General features: G+C 43.1%; 16 protein-coding genes and 1 pseudogene. 10 read left to right on the top strand and 7 right to left on the bottom strand.

Features of this window, described 5'->3' with window-relative positions; all coding sequences use genetic code 11:
* Nucleotides 1–147: 147 nt before the first annotated feature.
* On the top strand, nucleotides 148–1,239 hold the full coding sequence (locus ABMY42_RS21865) for a choloylglycine hydrolase family protein (protein WP_050924528.1): 1,092 nt from the start codon (nucleotides 148–150) through the stop codon (nucleotides 1,237–1,239).
* Between the two features lie 427 nt (nucleotides 1,240–1,666).
* A complete protein-coding gene (locus ABMY42_RS21870) occupies nucleotides 1,667–1,855 on the top strand; it encodes a hypothetical protein (protein WP_005445954.1) in 189 nt (62 codons plus the stop codon).
* 20 nt (nucleotides 1,856–1,875) lie between these two features.
* Here the strand turns inward: ABMY42_RS21870 and ABMY42_RS21875 are convergent, their stop codons facing one another.
* Complete coding sequence (locus ABMY42_RS21875) at nucleotides 1,876–3,159, bottom strand: mechanosensitive ion channel family protein (protein ID WP_349266796.1); 1,284 nt, start codon at nucleotides 3,157–3,159, stop codon at nucleotides 1,876–1,878.
* A gap of 292 nt (nucleotides 3,160–3,451) precedes the next feature.
* On the opposite strand from ABMY42_RS21875, the gene ABMY42_RS21880 reads away from it, so the two are divergent.
* The gene (locus ABMY42_RS21880; protein WP_005445951.1) at nucleotides 3,452–4,012 is read left to right on the top strand and encodes a DUF308 domain-containing protein; all 561 of its coding nucleotides are present in this window, start codon (nucleotides 3,452–3,454) and stop codon (nucleotides 4,010–4,012) included.
* Between the two features lie 176 nt (nucleotides 4,013–4,188).
* On the opposite strand, the gene ABMY42_RS21885 is transcribed toward ABMY42_RS21880, so the two are convergent.
* A complete protein-coding gene (locus tag ABMY42_RS21885; RefSeq protein WP_029788153.1) occupies nucleotides 4,189–5,094 on the bottom strand; it encodes a DMT family transporter in 906 nt (301 codons plus the stop codon).
* A 121-nt stretch (nucleotides 5,095–5,215) separates the two neighbouring features.
* On the opposite strand from ABMY42_RS21885, the gene ABMY42_RS21890 reads away from it, so the two are divergent.
* The 6 genes and pseudogenes from ABMY42_RS21890 (at nucleotide 5,216) to ABMY42_RS21915 (ending at nucleotide 8,593) form a co-directional block, all read left to right on the top strand.
* On the top strand, nucleotides 5,216–5,698 hold the full coding sequence (locus tag ABMY42_RS21890) for a MarR family transcriptional regulator (RefSeq protein ID WP_274877939.1): 483 nt from the start codon (nucleotides 5,216–5,218) through the stop codon (nucleotides 5,696–5,698).
* A gap of 71 nt (nucleotides 5,699–5,769) precedes the next feature.
* A pseudogene (locus ABMY42_RS21895) lies at nucleotides 5,770–5,960 on the top strand (hypothetical protein).
* 116 nt (nucleotides 5,961–6,076) lie between these two features.
* Entirely contained in the window at nucleotides 6,077–6,511 is a 435-nt protein-coding gene (locus tag ABMY42_RS21900; RefSeq protein ID WP_005445940.1) for an Mpo1-like protein, read from the top strand.
* A 103-nt stretch (nucleotides 6,512–6,614) separates the two neighbouring features.
* Complete coding sequence (locus ABMY42_RS21905; RefSeq protein WP_239210951.1) at nucleotides 6,615–7,163, top strand: class IV adenylate cyclase; 549 nt, start codon at nucleotides 6,615–6,617, stop codon at nucleotides 7,161–7,163.
* A gap of 152 nt (nucleotides 7,164–7,315) precedes the next feature.
* Nucleotides 7,316–7,636: a hypothetical protein gene (locus tag ABMY42_RS21910; protein WP_005445937.1), complete on the top strand. Its 321-nt coding sequence runs from the start codon at nucleotides 7,316–7,318 to the stop codon at nucleotides 7,634–7,636.
* Nucleotides 7,637–7,978: 342 nt separating this feature from the next.
* Nucleotides 7,979–8,593 carry a sugar O-acetyltransferase gene (locus ABMY42_RS21915; RefSeq protein WP_005445935.1) on the top strand — a complete coding sequence of 205 codons (615 nt, stop codon included), beginning with the start codon at nucleotides 7,979–7,981 and terminating at the stop codon, nucleotides 8,591–8,593.
* A gap of 71 nt (nucleotides 8,594–8,664) precedes the next feature.
* On the opposite strand, the gene ABMY42_RS21920 is transcribed toward ABMY42_RS21915, so the two are convergent.
* The 3 genes from ABMY42_RS21920 to ABMY42_RS21930 are packed head-to-tail and all read right to left on the bottom strand — an operon-like array spanning nucleotide 8,665 to nucleotide 13,422.
* The gene (locus tag ABMY42_RS21920) at nucleotides 8,665–9,768 is read right to left on the bottom strand and encodes a sulfate ABC transporter permease (RefSeq protein ID WP_349266797.1); all 1,104 of its coding nucleotides are present in this window, start codon (nucleotides 9,766–9,768) and stop codon (nucleotides 8,665–8,667) included.
* A 1-nt stretch (nucleotide 9,769) separates the two neighbouring features.
* Entirely contained in the window at nucleotides 9,770–10,249 is a 480-nt protein-coding gene (locus ABMY42_RS21925) for a hypothetical protein (RefSeq protein ID WP_005445931.1), read from the bottom strand.
* Between the two features lie 11 nt (nucleotides 10,250–10,260).
* Complete coding sequence (locus ABMY42_RS21930) at nucleotides 10,261–13,422, bottom strand: response regulator (RefSeq protein ID WP_349266798.1); 3,162 nt, start codon at nucleotides 13,420–13,422, stop codon at nucleotides 10,261–10,263.
* A 439-nt stretch (nucleotides 13,423–13,861) separates the two neighbouring features.
* Between ABMY42_RS21930 and ABMY42_RS21935 the strand changes: the two genes are divergently transcribed.
* Nucleotides 13,862–15,403 (top strand): diguanylate cyclase, encoded by a 1,542-nt coding sequence (locus ABMY42_RS21935; protein WP_349266799.1) that lies wholly within the window; start codon nucleotides 13,862–13,864, stop codon nucleotides 15,401–15,403.
* Nucleotides 15,404–15,510: 107 nt separating this feature from the next.
* Here the strand turns inward: ABMY42_RS21935 and ABMY42_RS21940 are convergent, their stop codons facing one another.
* Both ABMY42_RS21940 and ABMY42_RS21945 read right to left on the bottom strand, forming a co-directional pair.
* Complete coding sequence (locus ABMY42_RS21940) at nucleotides 15,511–16,137, bottom strand: OmpA family protein (protein ID WP_005445925.1); 627 nt, start codon at nucleotides 16,135–16,137, stop codon at nucleotides 15,511–15,513.
* Between the two features lies 1 nt (nucleotide 16,138).
* Entirely contained in the window at nucleotides 16,139–17,455 is a 1,317-nt protein-coding gene (locus ABMY42_RS21945) for a TolC family outer membrane protein (RefSeq protein WP_026138255.1), read from the bottom strand.
* Between the last annotated feature and the right edge of the window lie 247 nt (nucleotides 17,456–17,702).

A 17,702-nucleotide genomic window follows, 5' to 3' on the forward strand; every position in this document is an offset into this window, starting at 1 on the left:
TTAGCTAGGTATCCGCTCAAAGCTAATCACTTTGAGCGCTTTAGTTGTTCATCCTCTATATTCTACCGATTTTATATATTTTCGATTGTAAGTTACTTAAAAAGGAATACAATCGCGAAATGTTACCCCTCCTTGGTGGATCTAAAAATGATAAAGAAAACCCTCCTAGCTATGGCACTTTCTGCCAGTATTATTGCGCCTGCAATCGCTTGTACTGGCATCTCTCTTTCAACTACTGCAAATGACCATATTCACGCTCGAACGATTGAATGGGGCGAGAGCGATCTCAATAGTAAACTGATTGTCGCCCCGCGTGACTATACGTTCACATCAACCATGCCAGACCAAAAGCACGGTTTAAGCTGGAAGAGCAAATATGGATTTGTTGGTATTTCAGTGAGTGATGACCGCTTTATTGGCGAAGGTATTAACGAAGAAGGGCTAACAGCTGGTTTGTTCTACTTTAAAGGGTACGGTTCTTTAAAGGCTTACAACCCGAAAGATCGCGCAAATAGTATCGCTGACATGGACTTTGTCCGTTGGATGTTGTCACAATTTAAAACCGTTGAAGAAGTGAAAACCGCAATGAAAAACATCGATATTGTGCCAGTGTATATCGATGAAAAAGGGCAGCCATCACCAACCGGACATTGGCGTGTTACTGATAAAGCAGGCAACAACATCGTAATTGAAATTATGGATGGTGGTCAGGTACATATTTACGACAATGAGGTGGGTGTACTGACTAATTCGCCAACCTTCCCATGGCAAGTAACGAACTTGAACAACTACATCCATCTGCAACCGGGCACCAGTGCGCCGACCAAGTTTGGTGACGTTGAAGCGAAATCTTTTGGTATTGGCTCTGGTTTCTTAGGTTTGCCGGGAGACATTACGCCGCCATCACGTTTTGTTCGTGCTGCGTTCTTTGTTAATACCGCGCCAGAATCAAAAAACTCGCAAGAAGCGGTCTCTCAAGCGTTCCATATTCTAAACAACTTCGATATTCCAATTGGTACTGAGTTTAACGCCGAATATCGTGAGCATATCCCAAATTTGCCAAGTGCCACTCAATGGACATCAGTGATCGACCAAGGAAATGGTGCGCTTTACTACACAACCATGCATGACAGCCGAATTAAAAAGGTTGATTTGAAAAAGATAGACTTTAACCAAAAGCAGGAGCTTAAACGTAAGCTTGATAACGGCTCGTTTACAGTTGAAGAAATCCGTCTTTAATTCATAAACCCAAGAGAGCAGGTGAGAGCCTGTTCTCTTTCAGTCATTTTCCTTTTATTTCCCTTCTCTTTTCGTAAATCTCTCTTTTTCAACGACACGCTCCCAAAGGGCACTCTTTGCAAATAGTAAGGGGCTTGGCTTGCATGCTTTATAGCCGATTCTTGATTTAGACCCACTAAACCTTTAAATCGCCGCCGCGTGTTTAAACCCAGTCGTTCTCGCTGAATCAGGTATCTCGAGGTATATAACTAAGATTAGAAAATCAGGCAGAAAGTGCTGTTTTTAGCCTTTTAATTCGGTTTTATGCGATTCTCATAGGCATTCTTTCAGAAATGTTCTAGCGTATGCTATCCAGACTTTCTCGGATATTTGCCAGAATCTCCCTAAATATATAAATGTTAGTTGGGGAAGTGGCGTGAAGGATAAAATGGAGAGATATTGGATTCAGTTGGTTGATAAAGCTGGCACTGCTTCTGATTTGTCGGATTTAACCCGTTTAAGGTTGCGAGGCTGTATTGGTAAATATGGCTTGAGATATAAGGTTGAAGGGGGCGTGCTTGCCGAGCATCGTTATGATCGAAAACGTCTTAGCCTAAATTTAGAGAGTGAAGAGTAAGCTCCACTCTCTAAGATGTCTTATGAATTGCTTTTGCTGGTTACTTTTTCTAAAGCGATTTGTTTAGCATCATTACTTGTGAACATTTGGTATGGACGCAGACCAAACAAAGGCATGATTGAGTAGATATGATCGAACAAGTCCGCTTGCACACCTTCATAGTAAGCCCAGTCAGTATTATTGGTAAAAGCGTAAACCTGCAACGGAATACCCTCTGGTGTCGGCTCTAGCTGCCTCACCATAATCAGCATGTACTGGTGAATGTCTTTGTTCGCTTTCAAGTAAGCATTAATGTAAGCGCGGAACATACCTAAGTTGGTCATTTGACGTAGGTTGCCAAAGGCGGGTTCCTCACTCATTTCTTGATTGTAATCACTGATTTCACGCGATTTTTCATAAATGTACTGACGAAGGATTCGGATGCTTTTTAGCTTTTCAATTTCTTCATCAGATAAGAAGCGAATTGATGTGACATCAACATTCACGGAGCGCTTGATACGGCGACCGCCAGAATCTGACATGCCTTGCCAGTTAATGAAGGCGTTTTGCACCAATGCGTAAGCAGGCAGCATGCTCACAGTGTTATCGAAGTTTCGAACTTTTACTGTGGTGAGTGAGATTTCCTCTACTGTGCCATTCGCACCGTAAGAGTCCATTTGAATCCAATCGTTCAGACTGATCATTCGGTTTGCAGATAGTTGAATGCCTGCAACAAAGCCCAATATCGTATCCTTAAACACCAACATGACGAAGCCCGTCGCAACGCCTAAACCTGATAGGAAAATCACCGGTGATTCGTTGGCAAGAATCGACATGGAAACCACAACACCAACAAAGAAGGTGAACAGTTTTATCAGTTGGACGAAGCTTTTGATCGGCATTCTTCTCGTGATGCCTTTAAACGTCGCAATGTCATTTAACGCATCAAGCAGGGCAAAGAGCATCCAGATAAAAATGACTAAAATAGAGATGCTTAGAATCCGGTCAAAGATGTTCGCTAACCAATCGTAGTGACCTACGGCGAGAGGGATAAAGACATCCAGCACCATGATTGGGATCAGTAATGAGAGCTTTTCTAAGACATCATACTTCGCCAAGCTTTCAGCGAGTGGTTTATTGGCTTTTTGTAGAACATTATTGACTGACCGCACGATCAGGTGATGCACTATCAAGTAGCTGATCGCTGCTGCGGTTAAGCTCGCAAGAATGAAAACGGTTGTGAGTTCGATGCCATAAGGGTCACTATTGATGCCCACGGAACTGAGTTTGTCTGCTATGAAAGTGCGAATGTGATGATCGAGCAAAATGTCATCCTCAAAATGTAACCTGAATGAAGAAGTGAGAACTTCTTTGAAGAGGTCAGGCAACAGGCGTTAGAAAGCCGCTCATCCTACTCTCCATCTCTTTGTTTTGCACTGGTTTAATCCAGCAATCTTGAAACTTATTATTCAAAAATAGCGTATAGCCGATGATGTGATACAGGTTTAACATCCAATTATGCAAACGGGACACGTATTTCTGTTAAGTCTGTGAACTCCCTATGTTTTATTAGACTAGACTGAAAAGGCGGCTCGCGTTTAATTCAAGAGGCATTCAATGGAAAATTCTAATCAATCACAACAGCCTACATTTTTGTCTAAAGGCTGGAAATACTTCGTTATCGTTGGCGTTATTATCTCTTTAATGGGCATTGGTGCTATGAGTTTGCCAGTGCTTGCGGGCGTAACGATATCGACTATCGTAGGTGCGGTACTACTGTTCAGTGGTTTGGTTCAGGCATACCACACGTTTTCTATTAATGTGTGGAAAGAGAAGCTTTGGTACGTATTAAGTGCTGTGCTGTATATTGTCGGCGGTCTGTTCATTCTGTTTAAACCATTGGCAGGTTTGGTGACCATTACTATGTTGATGGTGATCGTGATGATTCTAAATGGTTTAACCCGTGTATTTTTCGGCTTAAGTAATCGCAGTTTACCAAGCAGTAATGTGATCGTGTTCAGTGGCGTGATTTCTGTTCTGATTGGTGGCTACTTCTTTATGTTGCTCGACGATCCTGCGTTCTCGACTACATTGCTAGGCACTTTTGTTGGTATCTCATTATTGATTGAAGGCATTAGCTTTATCTTTATGGGGATGCAAATGAAGAAGCTCTCTTAAAGAGCGCCATCTAGTATCTCGAGGTTACTTGGGTATAGAACAGTACAAAGTGCCTGCCGATTCGGTGGGCATTTTTTATAGAACGATAAAGGTGAAGGGATTAACGAAACAACAAAAAGCCCGATCATCAACTCGGGCTTTTATTGTGAATTAATGAGATCTGTTAACGCTCTGCGTTATTTGGATTCACAAGGTTTAGTGAGGCTGACATTGCGCTTTTCTTTGAGTGAAAGAACCAACTGAGGCACAAGTGACATCGTAATCATGCCGATCATTAGGCTGTATTGAATAGGCGTGAAGCTTTCACCCATCAAAACCAAACCAGAGACAATGCCCGCAACAGGGTTAGCAATGCCACCGAAAGTAAAGTCCACAACCGACATACGCTGCAATAACCACACGTACATGCCGTAGCCGAGTGCGGTGTTGAGTATGATTACCCACAGTAGTCCACTTAGGTTTTTTAGAGTGATGTTTTCGACTGCTTGAACGTATGGCTCAGGGTTAATGCTTGCTAGTACACCTGCCGCGATAGATAAAACAACGCCGCCTAAAATAAGTTGCCAAGTGAGTACCGTCCACCAATGCATTCTTGAACCTAGAGACTTAGTTACGCTGCTGCCGATCACAATACACATAATGGCAGAGAGCATAGCCACTAGACCGATCGGGTTTAGCGTAATCGAGCTTGGGTCGAACAAAAACCAAGCCAGGGCGATAAGGGTGGCCCCGCTGACTCCTTGAATAAGGCTCGGTTGGCGCTTGTAAACTACCCACCCAAACAGCATGGCAAAGACAGGTACTGAAATCATACCTACACCAGAGATTGCAGAAGGCAAGGTTAACGCCATCACGAAGATGAGACCAAAAAAGAGGGCAATATTAATCGTGCCAAGCACAAGCAAGATCTTCCAATCTTGTTTCTTTGGTAAAGAAGGTTTGATAGCAAGTAGCAATAGACCAGCTGGCAATGCTCGCAGTGCACCAAGTAACACTGGCGGCCAGTCTGGCAAAGTAAACTGTGTCACAGCGTACGTTGTACCCCAGAAGAACGCCGGAATCATCGCGAGTAAAATGTTCATGTTAAATATCTTTACGTTGAGATAATTTGTTGTAAAGGTACGCTCGTTATTGCTTCTTGTAAAGTATCTTTATGTTAAAATAAATTGGTCAATCAAAATGTCTTTGGAGATAAAAGGATAAATGGACGCAATTGATAGAGTGGTAAGTCAGTGGGCTAAGGAAAAGCCTGATCTCGATACCGAGCCAATGGCGATCATGGGGCGTTTAATGCGGATTGCTAAATATATGGAAAACCGCGTTGCCGAGGTGCATAAGCGCTACGATCTTAAAATGGGTGAGTTTGATGTATTAGCTACGTTGCGTCGTAGTGGTGAACCTTATCGTTTAACCCCTTCGGAGTTGGTCTCATCGATGATGCTAACGTCTGGTGCCATGACCAACCGACTCGACAAGCTGGAAAAAAAAGGATTGATCGCTCGCGAGCACAGCAAAGAAGATCGCCGCAGTGTGAGTGTTCAGCTTACTTCAAAAGGTTTTGAGCTGATCGATGCGCTTATTGAGCAACATTTACAGGCTCAGCATGAATTAATGGGATCGTTGACTCGTGACGAAAGAGAACAGGTTAATCAGGCATTAAAATTGTTATTGCCTCAATATGAATAAATGAATTCAAAGGTTTAGGATAGGGATGAATCGCGAGCATTAGATAGTTAGCGCAGTTTCTCGATACATTGATGTGTGCAGAAAGTGACTTTCCGTTCGGTCCTGATGCGTTGGTTTTTAAAATCAAAGAGAAGGTGCTCGCCATTCTAGCCGAAAAGTAACGCCTGAAGACGGGTTAGTACAAGATTTGTGTGAACGCTCATATGATCTTGTGGTCGCCAAATTAACCAAAGGTCAGCGTATTTCATTGGGATATCAGTAAGATAGTTTGTTATTGCTCACAGATATTCGGCTTATTATCAATATCAATAAACAAAAACTCGCACCTTTAACTCGCACCGACTATATAAATGTTATGGTGATGTTAAAGGTGAAGTTATGCGTGCACTCTCTGAATGGTTAGAAGCTTACGGTGAAAGCCATCAAAATCCAATCAACCAGAAAATTCATAAAGTTGCTGTCCCTGGCATCTTTCTTTCTGTCGTCGGGTTGATATGGTCCATTCCGCAGATTCCTTTGTTTGGGTTCAATCTCAATTGGGTATGGCTGGCGGCGTTACCAGCTTGGATCTTTTATTTCCGACTCTCACTAAGCGTATTTATGATGATGATCGGCTACACGGTTGCGTGTATTGGCTTGATATGGTCAATGGAGATACTCGGTTGGCCGGTACTCCACATCTCAATGCTGCTATTTGGAATCCTTTGGATATTCCAGTTTATCGGGCACAAGATAGAGGGGAAGAAGCCCTCGTTTTTCGAAGATATTCAGTTTCTTTTGATAGGACCAATCTGGGTCTTTCGTAAACATTAAAAGAAAGGTCTGTTTATCAGATTCGCGACTTTGGCTGTGCTACCATCCTGCTGCTTTGAAACACCCAGAGGTATGAGGTGTAGAGCAGTAATGAGGTTGCCACATGAGTGCAGATCAGCATTTTCAAGGTCAGTTTGAAGTCGAATTGAAATACCGTGTACAAGATAAACAAGCTTTTTTAGCGGTGTTGAGTGGTTTAGAACATGAAGTCATGTTTGAAGACAATCAAGAGTCTGATTGGTTCTACGACACGCCAGAACGCAAACTCAGTCATGATGGAAAAAGTCTGGTAATCCGAGAAATCGAGCCGTCTGGTATCAAACTTTGGATTGTCAAAGGACCGGAAGAGGATCGCTGTGAAGCCACCGATATTACTAAGTCACATGCTGCCAAAAGTATGCTAGGAAACATGGGCTACGAAGTGATTCTTCAAACCAAAAAAGTACGCAGCATTTACTTTATCGGCTCGTTCCATATTACTCTCGACCATCTAGAAGGCATTGGGCACTTTGCGGAATTCGCCATTATGACCGATGACGAAAGTTCACTTGTTCGTTATAAGCAAGAGTTAGAAGCGCTTGCGGCACGTTTTGGTTTGGATGAGTCGAACAAGGAGTTCCGTTCATACAAGCAGATGTGGCAGTCTAGGTAAAATTCACGTCATTTCTTATTGGTCTGACAAGCAACTCCCTCCAACAGCACTATGATTAGAAGTAGTGCGTAAGCAATGCGCCTACGCCCATTAACAAAATAGGTAACCATTCGCGATAGTGTCCGTGACAATGTCACGAACTTGGAGGGGCAATGTACAACCGCGAGCACAAATACGTGTATTGGCGAGAAGAGCGCAAGAAAGGCAAGTGGCACTATATTATTAAGTCTTTCTTGATGATCTGCTGTGCGTTGCTGCTTGGCAAAGTCATTGGCTTGTTTATATTCGGTGAGCTGCAAACCTTTAAAGACATCACGGAGCAGTTTCCTGCGGATTTATTTATCGTGATGCTGGTGGGCTTTCCGATTAGCGTGATAGGTTGGTATCACGAAGAGTCTAAATTTTTCCGTGCTCTAAAGCGTCGAAACAAGAAGTTTAAAGCTCGATTAGAAAACCGCAAAAAGAAGAAATAAGACCGTTTGATAACATACCCAAGTAACCTCGAATCAATGACAACACTCTGAACTCCGCATATCAAAGTCACTTGGGCATAAGCCGTAAGATTCGATTTTCGCGGCATTTTTGATGGCAACTTTCATTTCAACGTTTCATTCTTTCGTCTTGTCTCATCTCCATTCAATTAGTGTTTAACCATCTCCCATTTTTGTCTGTTGCTCGTATCGCGTGAAATTGTGCGCCTGATGGCATTATTTATTTCTGATTGCGATGCGGTGCTACTTTCATGATTTTTGCCAAGATTCTTTGAGCGTCTCTTTGCTAAATTTTTGCAAAGAACATCCTAAACAGGAACGACAATGGATAAGAAAATCATGCTACACAGCCAACAGGTGTACTTCTGCAATGATGAAGCGTTGGCAGCAATGCAAACTGAATGTCTAGAGACCTTATACGACTACAATCAAACACGTCCTTCGGAGGGAGAGAAGCGCTCTAACATATTGAATCACTTGCTCGCATCGGTTGGAAAGAATTGCTACATCGAACCGCCATTGAGAGCTAACTGGGGCTGCCATACTCACCTAGGTGACAATGTTTACGCTAACTTTAATCTGACTTTAGTTGACGACACTCATATTTATATCGGCGATCATGTCATGATTGGACCGAATGTCACCATCGCGACTGCTGGGCACCCAATTGATCCGGAACTAAGGCGCGACATCGCTCAGTTTAATATCCCAGTTCATATTGGTAATAACGTCTGGATAGGGGCGAACTCGGTGGTATTACCGGGCGTGACAATCGGCGAAAACTCCGTAATTGGTGCGGGTAGTGTCGTGACAAAGGATATCCCAGCTAATGTTGTTGCGGTTGGCAATCCTTGTCGAGTATTACGAGAAATCGGCGAGCACGATAAAGAGTTTTACTTTAGAGATCGTAAGATTGAGCAAAACATGTTTAATGGTTAGCCCGTTACATGAACATCGTTTGAGCATTTCGGAAAAGCGGGCAGGTCGGTATTACTCGACCTGCCATGGCGCTAAAAGACAAAGTTCACCATGATGGTGTACATGTTTGCATTATCATCCTCTGGTGTATCGACGAACGCGCCAGATACATTGCGATAAGCTTTGAAGTGTTGCCATTCTGCATTGAGTGACACGTTGTAGTGAAGATCGTATCTCACACCAAGTAGGTAGCTGCCCCCAACCTTGTGCTCGTGGTCATCAAACTGCTGACCATAAGTCACGTAAGGGGTAAATTTGTTCAGGTTATACGCGCCTTGAGCGTACCAAGCGGAAGCGATATCGTTGGTTTGACCTTCGACGGTTAGCGTGAAGGCATCAAACTCGTACTCAGCACCTAATGAATACAATTTAATGCTCTCATTTTTCAACTTATCAGTGTATGACGGAAGAATAATGATTGAGCCATCAGGCGCTTGAACCGGGAAGTTAGTTAACTTGGTTTCTTGGTCATAGTTCGAATCCAAATACGTGAAATTCCAACGATAGTAATCGCCACTTAAGATGAAGTTAATACCGTACATTTCATTGGTCTTGAAGGTGAGCTCAGTACTGTCATTGAAGTCGACCGTACTTTCATCGTGGAAGCCGACAAATGGTGTAGTCGTCAGTGTCATGCTGTCATTGATGTCATAGTTCCACAAGAATGAAATGCCGTTAAACGCGGTGATGCCTAAGATACTGTCATAAACTTCATTTGGTGGGCGAGCAGGGGTAAATGCGTGTCCGACATAGTAGTATTCAGAGGCTAAGAACACGGGCATTCTCAGGCGACCGCCACGAAACTCAATATTGCCATAGGTATAGGCGAGGTAAGCCCACTCTAGTTGCGGGTCACTCCAATGGTCTTGCGGTCTTTTCACCACCTGCGCGGATGCTTTAAACGCGTCGTAGTAAAAATCCAGTTGAACACCTAATGTTGTGTCACAGTCATAACAGTTTTCGTCATCGATAAAACGATTCACTAATACTGGCGTTTTGTTGTCTGTTGTCGCCCATGAGGTTGAGCCAAAGCCACTTAACGATAAGTTATCGGTGAGTTCGATTGCTGCCAAGCTCGGGAAAGCGACGCTACTTAGTGTTGTTGCCGTGATGGATGCGATGAGTGTTTTCTTCATATTATTTCTCCGAACTTACAACGTAGAGGATTTGAGCATTTGAAGGAAGGCTACTCACTGGTGCATACCCAATGCGGTTAGGCTTTTCTTTCATCCATTCTAAAAGGGCTTCCATACTGGAATTATCAATGACTTTCGGTGGGCGAGCTTTACCTGAAAACGACAAGCTAGCCCAGTGCGCATTCATTTGCGCCGCGTTTTTATTGAGTAAATAACGGTAGAACTCTGAACGTTCAGATGACGCATCCGGCCAATCAGACAGTTCGATTCGCTTACCTTGTAAACGCTTGGTTTTACCACGATACAGTTTTCTCGCTTTGGTTATGTTGAGCTCATCAAAATTAGAGTCGAGGGAAAAAATCGCATAGCTATCGGCTGCGAGAGCTTCACTATCGAACGACATCAGCAAAGCAAAAGCCATCAAAGCTGTAGAGAGCGATTTGAGAACGTTATTTTTAGCTATAGAGAAGTGGGTATCCATACTATTACCCCTTAAATGACGCTTTCAATCTGGTGCAGAAGTTTTTCTTTTCTGACAGGCTTCGGTACGTATGCATCCATGCCAGAGTCGTAGCAACGCTGGATATCATCGTCCACAACACTTGCTGTCAGTGCAATAATCGGCGTTTTGGGTAATCCCGAATTTTTTTCGTAAGCACGGATTTCTTTCGTCGCTTCGAAGCCGTCCATTACAGGCATCATGCAATCCATCAAAATGATGTCGAAACCGTTATCTTGTTGAAACATATCAACGGCGATCTGACCATTTTCGGCAATCTCAAACTGATACCCAGCTTTACTCAGCAATAACGAGGCAACTTTCTGGTTCACCGTATTATCTTCTACAAGCAAAATGCGCTCAGAGCGGCTTGGAAGTGTATTGATAGAGGTCGGTTCAGGTTTATCTTGCGGTTTAGATTTCGCGCTAATGCCAATACCAGAGAAGGCAGACGATACGTTGTCTTCAACGATTGGAACAGCCGTCGCTTTTGCTAATTTCTCTTTCAATATGTTGGCTTTGAAAGGTTTCGGTACGTAATCATCCATGCCAACATCAAAACACTTCTGAATGTCGTCATCGACCACACTTGCCGTTAACGCGATAATTGGGATCTTCACACTGCGATTTTGTTCGTGTTCCAGCTGTCGGATTTTCTGCGTGGCCTCAAATCCATCCATAACTGGCATCATGCAATCCATAAGAATCAAGGAGTATTGATTCTTTTTGAACATCTCGACCGCTTCTAGTCCATTTGCTGCTAGGTCAAAAGTAAAACCCGCTTTGGCTACGTGCAAGCCTGCGATTTTCTGGTTTACGGTGTTATCGTCGACCACCAAAATCTTACTTTGCGACGGTTCTGATGTACCCACCACTGCTTGTAAATTTGCTTGGTTGAATTTGGTCTCGCAATTTTCAAGCGCTTTGACCAGACGTTGCCCAAGAAGAGGTTGCGTAATGATGGCACTGACACTTTCACCAAAATCAAATTGGTCACTATGAAGGTGTTTAACCAAGCATAAGCGGACGTTCTGCGATTCAAGCTTGTTGAAGTGATCTTCGCTTTCCATTGCAGCATTTGGTCGAGTTTCAGCGTAGATAACAATGATGTGCTCATTGTCATTAATCCATGTTGGTAAACTCTCTAAACTCGTAACCGATTGGTGAACAGCGATACGGTAGAAGTTCAATTCATCACGAAGCGTTGTTTCCATGTTGGTGTCGTCACAGACCAACCAAATTTGTCCATAATTTGCGGTGTGTTTTGCATCAAAGTCGAGTTGAACAACAGAAGGGTTCAATTGGAAGAAGAAGCGGCTACCTTTGCCTTTTTCTGATTCAAGTTGAATTTGCCCACCCATTAACTCAACCAGTTGAGTGCTGATGGCTAAGCCCAGCCCAGTACCGCCAAATTGGCGGGTAGTGGAGTCATCTTCTTGTGCGAATGGTTCGAAGATCTTTTTCTGTTGTTGCTCATCAATACCAATACCGGAATCTTGAACAGAAAACTCCATTACGGCATTTGAACCAGAAACAACATGAGTTGCAACAGAAAGGAGCACGGTTCCTTTATCGGTAAATTTAACGGCGTTAGACATAAAGTTCATTACGACTTGGCGTAAACGGTGATCGTCGATCATTAAGCGGAAAGGCGTGTTGCGGCTGATGTTTACTTTAAGGTCGATGCCTTTCTCTTTTGCTTTTGGCGAAACGATAGAAGCAATATCGTAAATGGATTCGCGCACACAGGTCGAGTGCGGACTGATCAATAACATACCTGATTCAATCTTAGAGAAATCGAGTATGTCGTTTATCAAGCTAAGTAACAGTTGGGAGGACGTTTCAATAGTATCAACATAGTCGCGCTGTGTTGCGGTCAATGATGTATCAGATAGCACTTCAGAAATACCAATAACGCCATTAAGAGGGGTGCGGATTTCATGGGACATGTTGGCTAAGAAGCTGCTTTTCGCTTTGCTTGCTTTAATTGCATCGTCTTTTGCGCGCTCTGCGTCTTCTTTCGCTTGAGTTAATTTAACCTTGGCTTGTTCTCGTTCATAACTGAGTCTCTCGACTTCTTGGGCAAACTTACTCAGCTCGTCTTTACCTTTGACTAATTCGACAAGGGGGGATTCTTCGCTGTAACTGTCGCGACGTAAGAACTCAAGAACCAGTTGAAGATTACTGGTTACTTTTCGAACCAAACGCACGGCTAAGCTCACGACGAGAATTGTCATGACTGACATGACGCTAATGAACATCAGTCGTTGTTGGTTTGCCGCGGAAATGGCATGTTCTACGTCTGCTTGCAATTGCTCCGTCATTTTGTTGTCGACCGCCTTAAGCAGAGCGAGTCGACCGTTTAGAGCTGTTAAACCAGCTGCGATTTCTTGTGGTGGAAGTGTACTAAGTGTTTCTTCATTTAAAAGGAAGCTTCTAAATTCTTGACTGCGTACAAAGACGTCATTGGTGAAGGTTTCAATAAGCAATTCAACTTGCTGTTGGTTAGCGTTTAATGTGACGAAGCGTTCTAAGAACAGTTGCTGATTCTTAACTAAGGAGTCGATCTCGCTGCTGACATCTACGTCATAGCTTTGATTTTGTTCAATAGAGTAAATCAAATATTGACTGAGCAGGTTTTCTTCTTGAGACCAGAACATTAACCACTCAATTTGCATCAATGCTGAAAGGTGGGCTTGAATTTCAAAAGTTGCATCATTGAATGGCACCTTTTCTAATGCCAATAAAATCTGTTTGTAGGTATCTGCACGCCACTCTGCGATATCGAGACGCTCGTCCATGTCGGTGGCTGCCGACAGAGAGAGGTTCGCTTCTTCGAGGCTAGAAAGAAGGTCTTTCATCTCAGCGCCTTTATCCAAGAAAATGCCATTGGCACCATTGCTGAGTGATTGAGTTACCGATTTTATTTCTGCTTCAACATCGGTAACTTCAGTGTTATTCGGCAAATTATAGAGATAAGAGACTTTGTCCATATAGTCAGAGAACAGTTGCGCTTTCTCAAGATCTTGCGCTTGGCTAGATAGTCGATGAACTTGCTGTCCGACTAGAAAGAGAAGCAAAATGATGGGTAAGAAAACCAAGCTAAATAGCTTGTGTTTTACCGATAGGTTATTCCATGAAAACGATCCGACCACTGTGCACGTCCATATCCAATAAGTTGATATGAAAAGTGTAGGCTAACTATCTCAATTGTTAGAAATTCAGCACAAAAATTCGTACTTTTGCCATATGAAAACTGTGACACCTGCGACAAAAGTTCGATTTGTTAAGGATATAAAACTTTAAATCTATCAATAAAAATTGCGTTTCTCATTCAGTGAGAATTATTCAATTTACTGATATTTATAAACAAATTTCATTTGTTGAATGATTAAAATGTTTTGTCGTCAAGACTACTAAAATGTCTGTTTCGATATACAGGGGTGAGTATAATTGGCGGATTTTCTTGCTGGTGAGACCGTAGTGTAAACGTACTTGTATTTTTTAAAATCTGTACGCCAACATTCAAGGCCCATGAGCTGGAAAAAGGCTTAAATAAACCGCTAATCGATGGCAAATAACAATAACTAAATCATGAACGTATCTCGAAGTCTTCAGTCAGTCACCCTGCGTTACACTGTCCCAATAGTGTTGATAGCACTCTTTACTAACTTTACTTATTGGGCGTATCAACAAGTTGATGAGGCGAAAAACCTAGCTCGATACCATGTAAAATCGGCGGAGATCAACCTAGGAACCATCATCGATGGATACCGCGATTTACTACGAGCAATGAGCAAAGACGAACACTTCATCGAACCCGATATTACGTTGCAAGAACGGGCAAATCGTGCGGTCCCTTACAAGCAAGCCTTTGAGCTTGCGGGTATTGGCTTTAGTGATGGAGTCGGGAACATGGTGAGCACGCACAACAATAAGGTGCACTCCATCGCTCATCGAGATTACTTTCATCAAGTGATTCGCAGTAAAAAAGCAGTGATGACCGACGTTCTCACTGATATCTCAAACGGCAATATCGTATACGTGTTATGTCGCCCTATGTTCGATGAATTGGGAGACCTAATGGGTACCATCTCAGCTTCTATTCATTTTGGCGAAATTCAAACCGCGCTCCAAAGCGACAGCGAAAATAATATCTACAGCGTTTTGCTGGACGAAGATCTGAATATCATTAGCCACTCTAAAGATGAGTTCTATGTAGGGGTAAACTTATTCAACTACGGTTATGAGAAGCTGTTTGATCGCGAAGGGAATCTGAAAGCACTTACCGGGGCAAATAATGGGGGATTCTTTACTTACAGTTTGCCATTTGATCTATCTTACGTTGAATTCACTAAAGTAGATGGAACACCTTGGATTCTGTTATCCAAAGCTAAGTTCAGCAGTTTGTTGGGTGAAGGCACCATGATGTTTGGTGTGAATGTTCTCATGATCATTGCTATTTACGTTGTGATTGCTCGTATGATGGGGAAACAAGTGGTTGGTTTGACCCAGCCCCTTGACCGATTTTTAGAAGAGAGCCAAGTTGTGTTCAACGACACGTCCATGGAACTAAAGGAACATTTTGAACAAGTTCTTCAAGCAAGTCGGAATGGTGTTTTTTGCTCACGAAGTGGCTTGCTGACTCGTGAATACTTCTTGCGTGGCGCTGAAAAGTCACTGTCGCTCAGTAACAGTCCTAAAGCATGTATCTTCTTTGATATGGACAACCTGAAGTTTATCAACGACACCTATGGTCATATGGCTGGGGATAAAGTGATTGCGTTGTTTGTGGCAGTCTTGCGAGAACACTTTGCTCACAAACGAGACCTCATCGGTCGTTTTGGTGGGGATGAGTTTGTTGTTCTAACTCAAGAGTTTAATAGTAAGCGAGAGCTAGAATTAAAGTTGGATCAGTTTCTTCACCAACTCCAAGCAACCGCAGACCGTTTAGGTATTGATATTAATCTAACCGCGTCGATTGGTGTTGTGATGACTGAGGATGTAGAGCGAGATATTGAGACGCTTCTCCATTGCTCAGACATGGCGGTGTACCGCGCAAAACAACTAGGGAAGGGGCGCTACAAGTTTTACCACTCATCTATGATTGAAGTACCTTTGGTCAGTTCGGTGTAGAAAGCCCAAACGAAAGCCAGCAATGATATCTTGCTGGCTTTTTTGTTATTGCTTGAGATGGTTACCTAACAGAGTGGCTTTAACTATTAACTATTAATTATTAACTATTAATTCTTAGGTAGCGTTGTGAAGATAGTCCATTCTTTCTCGACTTCACCTTTGTATCCGACCACGGTTGCGGTTACACGGCGATTGAGTGCATGACTTCTTTCATCTGTCCCTTGAGCGGCAAGCTTGGTTTCACCAAAGCCGACGATTCTTAGACGATCTGGTGATATCCCATTTTGAATCAGCTCGTTGCGAACGCTTTCTGCTCTGCGTTTCGAAAGGGCAAGATTGTATTCATCCGTACCAGTGATACTGGTGTAACCTTGCAGTTCAATTGACGTTGTTGGGTACTCTTTAAGGAAATCAGAAAGGTCGCTAATTTGCTGAGCAAAGACAGGGTTGATTTCAGAAGAGTCGTTAGCAAATAGAACTCGAATCTGCATTTCTTGGGATGATTTCGCGTATTCCCCACAGCCGTCGTTATCGATCAAAGAGCCTTCTGGTGTTCCAGGACACAGGTCTCGTGCATTAATAACACCGTCTCTGTCATCGTCGATTAAGTCAGCAATCTGGTTAGCTGTCGGTGTTTCCATGTATTCGTATTCATCACCGGTTACTCTGTTTGAATTAGAGCCACTACAAGCGGAAATCAAACCAACCATGAAAAAAATAGGTATTACTTTCATATTAATACTCCACTTTCTCTAGCCACTCTCGTGGTATATCGATACGCAAAGAGTTAAGCAGTTGACCGGTTGCGTTCATTACGCGGTATTTTGCGTATTGCTCAGCATATTTGGCATCCAAGTAGTCCTTACGTGCTTCAAACAGCTCATTTTCTGTGTTGAGCAAATCGAGTAGGGTACGCTTACCAATACGATATTGTTTCTCGTAGGCAATGACTGTTTTTGCGGCTGAATCTACGTGATCGGATAGGAACTCTTTTTGTTGCAGCGTAAGATCCAATGCGCTCCAAGACAGCCTTAAACCTTCTTCAACATTTTGATATGCACCTTCACGAAGGTCTTTTGCTTTATTGAGTTGGTAAGCGAAGTTTTCAGAGTTCGCTGCGTCGCTACCACCGTTGTAAAGGTTATAACGCAATCTGAGCATAGCCAGTGTTTCGTCGCTTCTGCCTTTTAGACCGTCCGCATCATCACGCCAAGTCTGAGAAGCTTCAATTGAGATAGTTGGGTAGTTAACGCCCTTAGATTGTTTGTACTGGAACTTTGCGGAATCCACATCAGCCAACGCGACTTGGATGACTGGGTGGACTTCAAATGCTAATCCGATTGCTTCGTCCACGGTGTAAGGAAGGAAGTTTTCATCGGCTCGTGGAAAGATCAAACCTTGTGGTGTTTGACCCACTAAACGTGTGAACATGGTATGAGAATCGAAAAGGTTGTTCTGTGCAGCCGCCAAGTTACCGTGCGCTTTCGCTAAACGAGCTTCAACTTGCGTTAAATCGGCAGTCGATCCAATCCCAGAATTTACGCGCTTTTTAATATCTGCGTAAATTTTCTTATGCACTGCAAGGTTGTTCTCTGACAGAGTTAATATTTCGTACGCTTTCACTGAGTCTAAATAAACTCTGGTTACTTCTAATGCGGTGTCTGAAGCGTCAGCGAGTAGTTGAAACCTTACCGATTCAGCATCTGCTGCAGTTCGGTCCATATCATTCAGTGTTGCGCTGCCATCCCATATGAGCTGGGTTAAAGTGATGGACGCCTCCTTTCGTGTTAAATCCGTGTCTCCACGGCTCACTTCTTCAGCCGGGTCAATCCCTTCATAACCGATGCCCGCATCCAAGTCTATGGATGGTAAATATGCTCCAGATGAGGCTTCGTTGATGTATTTACGACTGTTGAACTCATTGAACGCACTCTTGATGTCTGGGTTATTCTTCAACGTGAGCGCTACGGCTTGCTCTAAAGTTTGACCGAACACGGGTGACGTCAAAATGAAACTGCAGCAGCAAGCTATTTTTAGTCGATTCCATTTCACAGTGGTTCTCCTAGAAAATTTGTATAGCTTTTTAGTTATTTCATCTCAAGATTGAGACGAAACATCACAAATAACAGCTTATCGTCGATGAATTAATCAACATTCTGTTAACCCTAGGCTTTTATTCAGAAAATCCAGTGATCCGCCTAATAAAACCTTAGCACATATGAGCCAGAGTGCTCATTTGGTTGGCAGCCTTTATCAGAAGAAAAGCTTGAATTCTTAATATCATAGCGTCCTACAACCT

This window comes from Vibrio sp. SSH13-20 (genome assembly GCF_040104475.1).
Classification (GTDB): Bacteria; Pseudomonadota; Gammaproteobacteria; order Enterobacterales; family Vibrionaceae; genus Vibrio; species Vibrio harveyi.